The organism is Candidatus Pantoea bituminis (assembly GCF_018842675.1).
GTDB classification, from domain to species: domain Bacteria; phylum Pseudomonadota; class Gammaproteobacteria; order Enterobacterales; family Enterobacteriaceae; genus Pantoea; species Pantoea phytostimulans.
Genome location: NZ_JAGTWO010000004.1, coordinates 2,533,053 through 2,545,789 on the forward strand (window position 1 = coordinate 2,533,053; position 12,737 = coordinate 2,545,789).

Sequence of the window (12,737 nt, forward strand, 5' to 3'; positions counted from 1 at the left end):
ACTCAGGCCACGCTGATAACATGACGGGCAACAAAATGGCCCGGTGCCACTTCCATCAGCGGAGCCACTTCTGGTTCATCACCCAATGAACGGATTGGGCTAGGAATTTCATCTACCATCAATGCTCGCTCGCGACGACGATGCGCCGGATCGGCGACAGGCACCGCCGCCATTAGCTTTTTGGTATAAGGATGCTGCGGCTGTTCAAACACCGCCTGACGCGGGCCCATCTCAACAATTTGGCCAAGATACATCACCGCCACGCGATGACTGATGCGTTCCACCACCGCCATATCGTGGGAAATGAACAAGAAGGCGATGCCAAATTCGCGCTGTAGGTCGAGCATGAGATTGATGATTTGCGCTTGAATTGATACGTCGAGTGCCGATACCGATTCATCAGCAATCACCACTTTTGGATTAAGCGCCAGCGCACGAGCAATACAAATACGCTGGCGTTGGCCACCAGAAAATTCATGCGGATAGCGCTGCGCATGTTCCGGCAGCAAACCCACCTTTTCCAGCAGCCAGGCGACGCGCTGCTCCGCTTCGCGGCGCGGCATGACGTTATGCACCAGCAACGGCTCCATAATGGAAAAACCCACCGTCAGGCGCGGGTCGAGCGAGGCGTAAGGATCCTGAAAAATGAATTGGATATCGCGGCGTAAATGCGCCAGCGCCTGACCGGATAAATCATCAATGCGTTGACCATTAAAGGTGATAGTGCCGCCCTGGCTGGCGACCAGACGCAGCAATGAGCGTCCGGTGGTGGATTTACCACAGCCCGATTCGCCCACCAGCGCCAACGTTTCGCCGGCAAAGAGATCAAAACTGACTTTCTCCACGGCATGTACTCGACTTTTCACCCGATTTAATAAGCCGCCACGAATATCAAACCGGGTCACTAAATCACGCACCTGCAAAATAGGGGGTCGGCGCGGCGAACCGTATCTTGCGGCGCCTCTTCACTGTTTTCACTGTGCAGCAGCGGAAATTTAGCCGGTAAGCTGAGTCCGCTCATTGAGCCGAGTTTGGGCACCGCCGCCAGTAATGCTTGTGTGTAAGGCTGCTGCGGCGCGCTAAATAGCTGCTCGACCGGCGCATTTTCTACCACATCACCGCGATACATCACCTGTACGCGATCGGCCATTTCAGCCACCACGCCCATGTCATGCGTGATGAAAATGACGCCCATCTGCATCTCTTTTTGTAGCACACGGATCAGTTGCAGGATTTGCGCCTGAATAGTGACATCAAGCGCGGTAGTGGGTTCATCCGCAATCAGCAACGCGGGTTTACACGACAGCGCCATGGCGATCATCACACGCTGACGCATGCCGCCGGAGAGTTGATGGGGAAAACGGGTTAACACGTTTTGCGCGTCAGGAATACGCACTAAATCCAGCATATGGCGCGCTTCAGCCAGCGCCTGGCTGTGCGTTTTGCCCTGATGTAAGCGGATCGATTCGGCTATCTGTTCGCCGACCGAAAACACCGGATTAAGCGACGTCATCGGCTCCTGAAAAATCATCGCCATATCGGCGCCACGTACGCGTCGCATCTGGCGGGATGAGGCGTGCGTAATATTCAGCACGTCGCCGTTGCGACGCCGCAGCTGAATTTCGCCGCTGACTTCTCCGCCGGTCTGCTCAATTAAACGCATTAAGGCCAGCGAAGTGACTGATTTACCCGAACCCGATTCCCCCACTAAAGCCAAGGTTTCACCGCGATGAAGATCAAGTGAAAGGTGACGCACAGCTTCCGTTACCTTGCCTTCGTGACGAAAGCGCACATTTAAATCGCGCACCGCTAACACCTGATCCGGTGCCATTGGCGGCATCGTTTTCCGCTCAGTCATGCATGCTCCTTAGCTTTCGCGGTAGATCGCCACCTCAGCGGCTTCACCTACCCGCGCAAATCCGCGATACATGCCTTCACTGTTAAACGGCAGCGCGACATTCCCTGCATGATCGATAGCGATAAGACCGCCGCTTCCACCCATTTCCAGTACTTTATCGTGAATAACACTCACAGTAGCCTGCTGCAGGCTGCGTCCACCGTAGCGCATTTGCGCGGCAACATCGTAGGCGGCCAGCGTACGGATAAAGACTTCGCCTGTGCCGGTGCAAGAAACCGCCACGCTGTCGTTGTCAGCGTAGCAACCGGCACCTGGCAGCGGGGAATCACCCACGCGTCCGGCTTGTTTATTGGTCATGCCGCCGGTGGATGTCGCAGCAGCAAGATTCCCTTCGAGATCCAGTGCCACCGCGCCAACCGTACCAAATTTGCGATCGGGGTCGAGCGGATCATCACTGTGACGTTGTGCTTCACCATCATGATCAAGCACCATCTGATCGCTGTTTAGCGCACGTTGCAGCTGTTCCCAGCGCTCAGGTGTGGAGAAATAATCAGGTTCAACCTGCTCAATGCCTTGTGATGCGGCAAACTGCTCGGCGCCTTCACCGATAAACAGCACGTGCGGGCTCGCTTCCAGCACTGCGCGTGCAGCCAGTACAGGATTTCGAATGCGCGTGACGCCCGCGACTGCACCGGCTTCCAGCGTGCGGCCATCCATTACGCTGGCGTCGAGTTCATGCGTGCCTTGATGGGTAAAAACCGCGCCTTTGCCCGCATTGAAAAGCGGACACTCTTCCAGCAGACGTACCGCTTCCGTCACCGTATCCAATGCGCTGGCGCCCTGCTCTAACATCTGTTGTCCACGCGTAACGATATCGGTTAATGCCTGACGATATAGTTGTTCTTTTTCTGCGCTCATCGCGGCACGCGTAATCGCGCCTGCACCACCGTGAATGGCGATAACTGCTGTTACCATAACGCTTACCCTGTCGTTGCATCAGATGGAAAAACACTGATTTAGAATGGTTTTCAGCCATTTTTAGTCGTTTTTGACTATAGAAAGCCTGCTAAGGGTTGTAAAGCGGAAACTGTCTCAACAGTCATAACCTTTTATTGTGGCTTATACCGTTGCAGCAGATGTGACTCCTTGCGCAAATGCCACCATAATAAGCAGCAAATGCGATAACCCAGGTTGATACCCAATGGAAAGCTTTACCGCAGGATTGATCTCCCTTGAGGAAGCTCAGGAAAAAATGCTGGCGCAGCTGACGCCCATTACCGATTCACTCAGTGTGCCACTGACCGAAGCCGCAGGACGTATTACCGCTCGCGCCGTGACCTCGCCTATTGATGTGCCGCCTTTTGATAACGCCGCGATGGATGGTTACGCCGTGCGCCTCGCTGATATCAACAGAGGTATTCCGCTGCCTGTCGCAGGAAAAGCGTTTGCCGGGGCGCCCTTTACAGGCAGTTGGCCCGCAGGCAGCGTCATCCGCATCATGACCGGCGCGCCGGTTCCCGCAGGTTGTGAAGCGGTGGTGATGCAGGAAGAGACCGAACAGCGCGACGACGCGATTATTTTTAACGCGCCGGTGAACGCGGGCCAGAACATTCGCCTGATTGGTGATGACATTCGTGCAGGCACAGGCGTGCTTGCGGCGGGCGTCAGGTTAGGTGCTGCGGAATTACCGCTGCTGGCCTCGCTGGGCATTGCAGAGGTCAGCGTGTTGCGTAAACTTCGCGTTGCGGTTTTTTCAACCGGTGATGAATTACAGCCGGTAGGTCATCCCTTGGCAGCAGGCCAAATCTACGACACCAATCGATTTACCGTCTCTTTAATGCTGAAAAAGTTGGGCTGTGAAGTTATCGATCTCGGCATTATTAAAGATGATCCCAACGCGCTGCGTGCTGCCTTTGAAGAAGCCGATCGACAGGCCGATGTGGTGATCAGCACCGGCGGTGTTTCTGTCGGTGAAGCTGATTTCACCAAAACCATGCTGGAAGAGTTAGGCGCTATTACTTTCTGGAAGCTGGCCATCAAACCCGGCAAACCGTTTGCTTTTGGTCGCCTGGCTAACAGCTGGTTTTGTGGATTGCCAGGCAATCCGGTCTCCGCTGCGGTAACATTTTACCAGCTGGTTGTGCCGCTGCTCGCCACGCTAACGGGCCAGAAAAATCTGCGCTGCCGCCGCGTCAAAAAGTCCGTGCGGCAACACGCCTGAAAAAACGCCGGGCCGCCTCGATTTCCAGCGCGGCTTCTACCGTCGTAACGATCAGGGCGAATTAGAAGTGCATTCCACCGGGCCACAAGGTTCACATGTTTTTAGCTCCTTCGCACAGGCCAACTGCTTTATTGTTCTGGAGCGAGAGCGTGAGAATGTTGAAGCGGGTGAATGGGTTGAAATTGAACCGTTCAACGCGCTGCTGGAGGGGTAAATGCTGCCCGAGTTAAGCGACGAAGAAATGCTGCGCTATAACCGACAAATTGTGTTGCGTGGTTTCGATTTCGACGGCCAAGAGCAACTCAAAGCCAGCCGTGCGTTGGTGGTAGGTTTAGGGGGATTAGGCTGTGCCGCTGCGCCCTATTTAGCCGCAGCGGGCGTAGGAAGCCTGACGTTGCTTGATTTCGACACGGTGTCGCTCTCAAACCTGCAACGGCAAATATTGCACCATGATGCAGATATTGGTTACGCCAAAGTGGAATCTGCTGCGCAAAGTCTGGCGATGATTAATCCACATTGCCAGGTGAATACCGTCAGCACGCGGCTAGAGGATGAAGCGATGCGCACGTTGATCGCCACGCATCATGTGGTGCTGGACTGCACCGATAACGTTCAGGTGCGCGAGCAGCTAAACCGCTTATGCCGTCAGCAGCGCGTGCCGCTGGTTTCCGGTGCAGCGATTCGTATGGAAGGCCAAATCAGCGTGTTTACCTGGCAGCCGAATACGCCCTGCTATCGCTGCATTAGCCGCCTTTTTGGCGAGCAGACATTAAGCTGCGTAGAAGCTGGCGTCATGGCCCCGCTGGTGGGTGTGATTGGAGCTATGCAAGCAATGGAAGCGATTAAACTGCTGACACACTACGGCACGCCCGCAACATCTCGCTTATTAATGTACGATGCCATGAGTGCAGAATTCCGCAGCATGAAGGTGGCGCAGGATGCGCACTGCGAAGTGTGTGGCGACAAATAGCGAAGAGAAAAAACGGGGTAGCCAGCGCTACCCCGTTTTTTTAGACGATGCCCTGACTGCGCAGGTAATCTTCGTAGTTACCGGTGAAGTCCACGATGCGATCTTCTTTCATTTCCATGACGCGAGTTGCCAGCGAGCTGACAAATTCACGGTCATGTGAAACGAAAATCAACGTCCCCTCATACATTTCCAACGCCATATTCAGCGATTCAATGGATTCCATATCAAGGTGGTTGGTGGGTTCATCCATAATCAGGATGTTCGGTTTTTCCAACATTAACTTACCGAACAGCATGCGTCCCTTTTCACCACCGGAAAGCACTTTAGCTGGCTTCTTAATATCATCCTGAGAAAACAGCAGGCGGCCCAAAATGCCACGAATGACTTGCTCGTCATCACCTTGCTGTTTCCACTGGCTCATCCAGTCAAACACGGTGAGATCATTTGCAAAATCTTCGGCATGATCCTGAGCGTAATAACCGATGCGCGCATTTTCTGACCATTTAACGTTGCCGCTTTCCGGCGTCAATTCGCCCACCAGCGTTTTCAGTAAAGTCGATTTACCGATACCGTTGGCACCCAGCACCGCTAATTTCTCGCCGACTTCAAGCATCAGGTTTAAATTTTTAAACAGCGGACCGTTATCAAAACCTTTGGTAATCGCTTCAACTTCGAGCGCATTACGGAACAATTTTTTATCTTGTTCAAAACGAATAAACGGGTTCTGTCGGCTGGAGGCTTTTACTTCATCCAGCTTAATTTTATCCATCTGTTTCGCACGTGAAGTTGCCTGGCGCGATTTAGAGGCGTTGGCGCTAAAGCGGCTAACAAATGATTGCAGATCGGCAATTTGTGCTTTTTTCTTGGCATTATCCGATAACAGACGTTCGCGGGCCTGAGTGGCTGCGGTCATATATTCGTCATAGTTGCCCGAATAAACACGGAGTTCGCCGTAGTCTAAATCCGCCATATGCGTACAGACCATATTCAAAAAGTGACGGTCATGCGAAATGATAATCATGGTGCTGTCGCGTTCGTTAAGAACCTGCTCCAGCCAGCGGATGGTGTCGATATCCAGGTTGTTGGTCGGTTCGTCCAGCAACAAAATATCCGGATTAGAGAACAGCGCCTGCGCCAACAACACGCGTAATTTAAAGCCCGGTGCAATTTCGCTCATCGGACCATAATGCTGCTCAACTGGAATACCTACACCGAGTAATAACTCTCCGGCACGTGATTCCGCACTGTAACCATCCATTTCACCGTAAAGCACTTCAAGGTCTGCGACTTTATAGCCATCTTCTTCGCTCATTTCTGGCAAAGCATATATACGATCGCGTTCTTCTTTAACTTCCCATAATTCATGGTGACCCATGATAACGGTATCGAGCACACTATATTGTTCAAAGGCGAACTGATCCTGGCGTAACTTACCGATACGTTCATTCGGATCGTAAGAAACATTTCCGCCGCTTGGCACCAGATCGCCACCCAGAATCTTCATGAAGGTGGATTTACCGCTGCCGTTCGCACCGATTAAACCGTAACGATTACCGCCGCCAAATTTAACGGAGATGTTCTCGAACAGTGGCTTGCTGCCAAACTGCATGGTGATATTGCTGCTAACTAACACGGCATTGACCTTTGTGAAGAAGTGGATGAAAAAACGGCGGCTATTATGCCAGATGTGATGTAGCGCACGCCAGCGCAAGGCGTGCGGGCTAAGCAGAGTAGTTGATAAACAGGTGTAAATAAAAAAGCCGAGGCGCCAATATTGGCCCTCGGCTCCCGCATACAAGGATCGTGTTGATTAATCGATCAGGAAACTGTCCAGGCTCTTGCCTGAATCCAATGCTTTTTTAATCGCTGCTGGTGTACGGCCTTGGCCGGTCCATGATTTGGTTTCACCGTTTTCATCGGTATAAGAATATTTTGCTGGACGCGGAGCACGCTTAGAACGTTTTTTACCTGGCTCCAGAGCGCCTAATAATTCATTTGGGTCAATGCCGTCTGCCAACAGCATTTCGCGATATTTAGAGAGCTTTTCTTCTTTTTCGCGATTTTGAGTCTCTTCCGCTTCTGCTTCTTCGCGACGTTCGGTCACAACAACGGTTAATTTCTCGAGAATTTCTTCCAGGTCAGTCAGCGGCAGTTCACGAGCCTGGGCACGTAATGTGCGAATGTTGTTCAGAACTTTAAATGCGTCACTCATCACAATGTCCTTGATTGAGGGGGTAATTAAAACTGTAGCGTTAAGATTACCTAATTCAAATAAAAAATAAATTAATTTTACGCTACAGATTATTCTGAGCGCTAATTTAAATCGCTACGCTTTTTTTATCACCTCATTTTATGGGCTTTATTAACGTAGAATTAACAGTCTCGTGGTGTTAACCCCAAACTCTGGAATCGATTTCAGGCGAGAGCATTTCAGAAATTCTTCCTGATAGCTTTTAAACAAATTCATAAAAAGGTAACAGGATTATTCCCGCAGACGTTGGCGCACGGGTTTTAACGGGGACTAAACCACGATCTCAACCAGAAGGTTCTACAAGCCACTGCTTTAAAAAAGCGGCTTAATAAATCAAATTTTTATAACCCTTACGAATTCTTCACGTTGGCGTTTTTTTAATTACAGAGGTTAATGCTTGTGATACTTCATCGGATGATAACCCATCATGCAAATAATCTTTCCTCTGTTCCAGGCGTCGGTTATGTGTTTCAGAAAGACACAAAATCACAAAAATGGCCTGCTATACGCGCTCGCGATACAGATAAAAAAGAGATCAGACAGCCCTGCGCTCGCCAGTAAAACAGGAAACATCAGTGAATTAATGAAATTCGCTGTCCCTATGGCAAATACTGCGCCATCCATAACCCAGGCGCGTAGGAAGAATTTCTAAAACAGCAATCATCTCACCGGTGAAAGCACGCCTTGATGAAAGCGATGAGACATAAGCATACGCAATAATCCCCTTTCACTGCACAAAACATCCGGCTAGCCATTCGCTGCTCCGGCATTAAATAGCCAGCGTTGTTGATAAATAATAAGCAAGCCATGCCATCCCATTTCCCCACCTTTGTCGGGGTACAGCGAGCTGTTTTTTCCAACAGCTAAATACTGACTAACGCCATTAAAACAGAAATAGCGCCGTGGTAAGGGTGTTAAATAAGAATACGCTATCGCTCATATCCGCCGCTTTTAACAACACTGGCGCGTAATAAATTCGGATTTTAACGCCGGTAAACGCCTGAATGGCCGCGATGCCCATGCCAATCATGTGTTCGGGATGAAACCCGATCTCGCGTGTGGCCGACAGGTCAGCGGGCTGTGATGAAACGTATTTTCATCACAGCCGCGCTTCCAAAAACGATGAAAGTGAGAGGTGAAGGGTGATTAATTTACCTGGGTTGCGGGGCCAAACACATCATATTGCGGCAACGTAACGTTCTGATACGTTTCCCAACCACCCCCAAGGCTTTATACAAGGCGACTAAGTCTAATCCGCTTTGCATCCTCGCTTGCGTCGCCTGCTCCTGCGCTTGCGCCAGTTGGCGCTGTGCATCCAGTACGTCAAGGAATGTCGACAGACCTTGGCGATAACTGTCGCTGGCAAGGTCAAACGCACGTTGCAGCGCACCCGTGGTTTCATCCAGCGCGGTGACACGCTGCTGGTCGGCGCGGTAACTTACCAGCGCGTTCTCCACATCTTGCAATGCGGTCAGTACCGTTTGGCGATAATCGAGTGCTGCGCTGGCTTGCTGCGCGCGCGCCAATTTCACACTAGAAACCAACTGACCGCCCTGGAAAATTGGAATCGACAGCGAGGGCCCATAGCTGTAGAAATGGCTGCTCCAGTTATCTAAATAGCTAACATCGGTGTTACGTACACCCAGCTGACCGGTTAATGACAGGCTCGGAAAGAGTTGGGCTACCGAGACGCCAATATTGGCCGTCTGCGCGTGTAGCGTGGCTTCAGCCTGACGTATATCTGGTCGACGACGAGCCAGTGTGGATGGAATGCCGACTGAAACAATTTGCGGCAGCGTTGGCAGCGCTTTTGGCGTATTGAGTTCTGCATCCAACGCGCCCGGCGTTTTACCCAATAACACGGCTAAGCCGTTCATCGCTTGACGCGCCTGAGCCTGATATTGCGGCAGCTGCGCCTGCAGCGTACTGAGCTGAGCGTGCGCATTTTCCACATCGGTCACGGGTGCTAAGCCGTTACGTTGCTGACTTTGCGTCAACTCTACGGTTTGCTGGGCAACATCGATCTGCTGCTGTAGCGTCTGCACCGTCGATTGCGCGCCGCGCAGTTGCAGCCAGGCACGCGCCACTTCAGCTTCTAACGACACTAACGCATCATTACGCTGCTCAATCGCTGCCTGCGTCTGTGCGTTCGCTGCCTCAACCTGACGTCGTACCCTGCCCCATAAATCAAGCTCCCAGCTGGCATCAAAACTGCCTTGATAGAGATTAACCGGCTGCGTCAGACTATTCAGCTGGCTGGTAACATCACTATCAAGCTGATCGTAAGCGCCATTTGACTTCAACAGGCCCTCAAGTCCTGGCTGCTGACGCGTCATTTTGGCTGAACCGTTCAGGCTGGAAACAAACCGCCCTGCGCTTGCGCCAGCTGTTGTCGAGCGCCCGCAATGCGCAGCACTGCCTGTTGCAGCGTCAGGTTGCCTTCAATGGCACGCGCAATCAGGCTGTCGAGTTGCGGATCATTGAAGCTGCGCCACCAACGGGCGTTGATCGCTGACGATCGCGGTTTAGAGGCTTCTTGTGATTCCAGCGAGTTGTAACCGCCCGGCATTTGCGGTTTCGGTGCCTGATAATCGGGCCCAACGGCGCAACCTGCCAGCCACATTGCCAGTGTTAATAAGCTCAACGGTTTGAGGCCGCGAGAAAACATAAACTTCATGTCAGTGTGCTCCTGCACTGCCTTCGCTTTTAATCGGCGACAGCAGCCAACAAAATGGAATCAATATCAGGGCGACGATGCTCAAACCTGAAAAGACGTCGATATAAGCGAGGATGCGCGACTGGGCAATCATCTCTTGATAAAGCTGCCCGGTGGCTAAGGTGATCGGATCGCCAACAGCCGACGTAAAGTCACGGATCGCCTGCGCCCAATGCTGCACGGTAAGATTGAACGGCTCATTGAGCGGTGTCATGTTGTGCACCATGTGCGCCGACCGCACCTGTTCACGCTCGGTGATAGCCGCGGTAGAAAGTGAGATCCCAATCGATCCTGCCACATTGCGAAACATGGTAAACAGCGCGGAGGCATCGGCATTCAGTCGTTGCGGAATGGTGACAAAAGCGATGGTGGTCAAAGGAACAAACAAGAAACCCAGGCCAATTGACTGAGCACTACGCATCAACACCAGCGTGGTAAAATCGACATTCGGCGTTAAGGTTGCCGAATAGAAAAACGCCACGGCAAGACAGCTAAAACCAAAGGCGATGATATAGCGCGTCTGCACGATCGGCATCAGCTTAAGCACCAGCGGAATGGTCATCACGATCAACACGGCGCCCGGCGATAACACCAAGCCAGACCAGGTTGCGGTATAACCCAAATCCTGCTGTGCCAGCTGCGGTAATACTACCGAACTGCCGTACAGGATCATCGCCATACCCGCCATCAATAAACCCGCCACCCAAAAGTTACGATCCTTCATCACCAGGATGTCGACCACCGGTTTACGCGCATACATCAGCCAGTAAACCGCGCCAACAATGCCGATAACCGCCAAAATGGCAAACAACACAATGAAGTTTGAAGAAAACCAGTCTTCATCTTCACCGCGATCCAGCATCACCTGTAAACAGCCAAGCCCGAGGGTAATCAGTGATATGCCAATGTAGTCGATCTTCAGGCGACCTTTAGCCCACTTGCGTTCCCACGGCGGATCTTCCAGCAGTTGATAGATCGCCATTACGGTTAAAATTCCTACCGGAATATTGATGAAAAATACCCAGCGCCAGCTGTAGTTATCCGTAATCCAGCCACCAAGCGTTGGCCCGATCACTGGCGCAACAATGATGGCGATAGAGGAGAGACCAAAGGCTTTGCCGCGATCTTCCGGCTTGAAGTAGTCAAGTAGCACCGATTGCTGCACCGGCTGCAAGCCTCCGCCGAAAAACCCCTGTAATACGCGGAACAGAATGATTTGCCACAGTTCGGTGGCGATACCGCACAGGAATGAGCAGATGGTGAACATCACAATGCAGATCAAGAAGAACTGCTTGCGGCCAAACAGGCGACTGAAAAAGGCAGAGATGGGCAGCACAATGCCGTTTGCCACCAGATACGAGGTCAACACCCAGGTTGACTCATCGTAGCTGGAAGAGAGCGAACCCGCGATGTGCGGCAACGCTACGTTGACGATCGTGGTGTCAAGGATCTCCATAAACACCGCCAGCGTAACCGTGATGGCAACTAGCCACGGATTACTGGCGGGTTTCCAGCTCTGCGTTGGGCTCATTCCACCGTCACCTTCGGTTCAACCGACAGACCCAGCGGCAGCGGATGGTTGGGATCTAAACCGTGGTCAATAACGATTTTCACCGGTACGCGTTGAACAATTTTTACGTAGTTGCCGGTGGCATTTTCCGACGGGAAGGTCGAGAAGCGCGAGCCGGAGCCCATTTGAATACTGTCGACATGCCCTTCCAGCTTCATGTCTGGCCAGGCATCGACAGTGATCGCCACTTTATCGCCTGGGTTCATGCGCTCAAGTTGCGACTCTTTAAAGTTGGCAGTAATCCAGATGTCGGCTGACACCAGCGAGAAAAGCGAGCTGCCAGCCTGTACCAGCGTACCGACCTGAACATTACGTTTCGTCACGAATCCGTCGTAAGGTGCGCGAACCTGGGTGTATGAAAGGTTTAACTCTGCCGTGTTGAGTTGCGCTTTAGCCTGTTCAACCTGTTGCTGACGCGCTTCGACATTGGTTTCCTGCTGCCGAATTTGCAACGCAACTTGAGAGGCCACTTCAACTTGTGCTTTGGCACTTTGCAGTTGTGCCTGTGCGGAACGCAGTTGCGCATTCGCTGTATCAATATTGCGTTGGCTGGTCGCACGCGGATCAACACCGCGCTGACGACGATAATCGGCTTGGGCATTCATCATATTTGCCTGCGCTTTGGCTTGATCGGCTAACGCCTGATCGCGCTGCGCCGGATATTGAACGCGAGACAGCGCCAGTTGCGCCTGCGCCTGATGTAATTGTGCCTGCGCTAAGCCAAGCTGGGCTTTAGCCTGATCGCGCTGCGCACTGGTATCACTGGGATCAATCTCAACCAGCAAATCACCCTTTTTCACCCGCTGGTTATCTTTTACCAACAGTTTGACGACATAACCTGAGGCTTTGGGCGCAATAGTGACCGCATCACCTTCGGTAAAGGCATCGTCAGTGGTCTCTTCATTGCGAGTACTAAACCAGAAATAGAAGCCGACGATCAGCATCACCACAACGATAATCGCTAAAATAATCAGCGGTTTTTTACCGGGGCGTTTACGTTCGGGTTCATCGTTATTCTGGTTTTCTTGTGACTGACTGTTTTTATCCGCCGCGTTATCAGCGTCTTCCTGGCGTGGCTCGCGTTGATCTTTCTCGCTCATAGTTCCCATCACTGGCTAAGGCCCTAATTCCCGGGCATAAAAGGTCAAATT

The 12,737-nt window shown here is 52.0% G+C and carries 7 protein-coding genes and 3 pseudogenes; 2 read left to right on the forward strand and 8 right to left on the reverse strand.

Annotation, left to right across the window (positions count from 1 at the left end; translation table 11 throughout):
- Positions 1–2: 2 nt before the first annotated feature.
- Both KQP84_RS26405 and KQP84_RS15730 read right to left on the reverse strand, forming a co-directional pair.
- Positions 3–1,858 (reverse strand): annotated as a pseudogene (locus KQP84_RS26405) (dipeptide ABC transporter ATP-binding protein).
- A gap of 9 nt (positions 1,859–1,867) precedes the next feature.
- Positions 1,868–2,833 (reverse strand): isoaspartyl peptidase/L-asparaginase family protein, encoded by a 966-nt coding sequence (locus KQP84_RS15730; RefSeq protein ID WP_215847233.1) that lies wholly within the window; start codon positions 2,831–2,833, stop codon positions 1,868–1,870.
- Between the two features lie 226 nt (positions 2,834–3,059).
- On the opposite strand from KQP84_RS15730, the pseudogene moeA reads away from it, so the two are divergent.
- Positions 3,060–4,293: pseudogene (gene moeA, locus KQP84_RS15735) on the forward strand (molybdopterin molybdotransferase MoeA).
- Positions 4,294–5,049 carry a molybdopterin-synthase adenylyltransferase MoeB gene (gene moeB / locus KQP84_RS15740; RefSeq protein WP_215847234.1) on the forward strand — a complete coding sequence of 252 codons (756 nt, stop codon included), beginning with the start codon at positions 4,294–4,296 and terminating at the stop codon, positions 5,047–5,049.
- A gap of 40 nt (positions 5,050–5,089) precedes the next feature.
- On the opposite strand, the gene KQP84_RS15745 is transcribed toward moeB, so the two are convergent.
- From KQP84_RS15745 to KQP84_RS15770, 6 genes and pseudogenes are all read right to left on the reverse strand, one after another.
- Entirely contained in the window at positions 5,090–6,682 is a 1,593-nt protein-coding gene (locus tag KQP84_RS15745; protein ID WP_215847235.1) for an ABC-F family ATPase, read from the reverse strand.
- 177 nt (positions 6,683–6,859) lie between these two features.
- Positions 6,860–7,261, reverse strand: coding sequence for an H-NS family histone-like protein (locus KQP84_RS15750; RefSeq protein WP_215847236.1), 402 nt, complete (start codon positions 7,259–7,261; stop codon positions 6,860–6,862).
- A 922-nt stretch (positions 7,262–8,183) separates the two neighbouring features.
- The gene (locus tag KQP84_RS26240) at positions 8,184–8,369 is read right to left on the reverse strand and encodes an MFS transporter (RefSeq protein WP_370661504.1); all 186 of its coding nucleotides are present in this window, start codon (positions 8,367–8,369) and stop codon (positions 8,184–8,186) included.
- Between the two features lie 77 nt (positions 8,370–8,446).
- Positions 8,447–9,968 (reverse strand): annotated as a pseudogene (locus tag KQP84_RS15760) (efflux transporter outer membrane subunit).
- A gap of 10 nt (positions 9,969–9,978) precedes the next feature.
- Positions 9,979–11,547: a DHA2 family efflux MFS transporter permease subunit gene (locus tag KQP84_RS15765; protein WP_215847238.1), complete on the reverse strand. Its 1,569-nt coding sequence runs from the start codon at positions 11,545–11,547 to the stop codon at positions 9,979–9,981.
- Entirely contained in the window at positions 11,544–12,695 is a 1,152-nt protein-coding gene (locus KQP84_RS15770; RefSeq protein WP_370661505.1) for an HlyD family secretion protein, read from the reverse strand. The genes KQP84_RS15765 and KQP84_RS15770 overlap by 4 nt, the downstream gene beginning before the upstream one ends.
- Between the last annotated feature and the right edge of the window lie 42 nt (positions 12,696–12,737).

What these genes read in the sequence shown, in the direction of transcription:
- moeB (WP_215847234.1), top strand. Translation starts at nt 4,294, where the DNA reads ATGCTGCCCGAGTTAAGCGACGAAGAAATGCTGCGCTATAACCGACAA.
- KQP84_RS15730 (WP_215847233.1), bottom strand. Translation starts at nt 2,833, where the DNA reads ATGGTAACAGCAGTTATCGCCATTCACGGTGGTGCAGGCGCGATTACG.
- KQP84_RS15770 (WP_370661505.1), bottom strand. Translation starts at nt 12,695, where the DNA reads ATGGGAACTATGAGCGAGAAAGATCAACGCGAGCCACGCCAGGAAGAC.
- KQP84_RS15750 (WP_215847236.1), bottom strand. Translation starts at nt 7,261, where the DNA reads ATGAGTGACGCATTTAAAGTTCTGAACAACATTCGCACATTACGTGCC.
- KQP84_RS15765 (WP_215847238.1), bottom strand. Translation starts at nt 11,547, where the DNA reads ATGAGCCCAACGCAGAGCTGGAAACCCGCCAGTAATCCGTGGCTAGTT.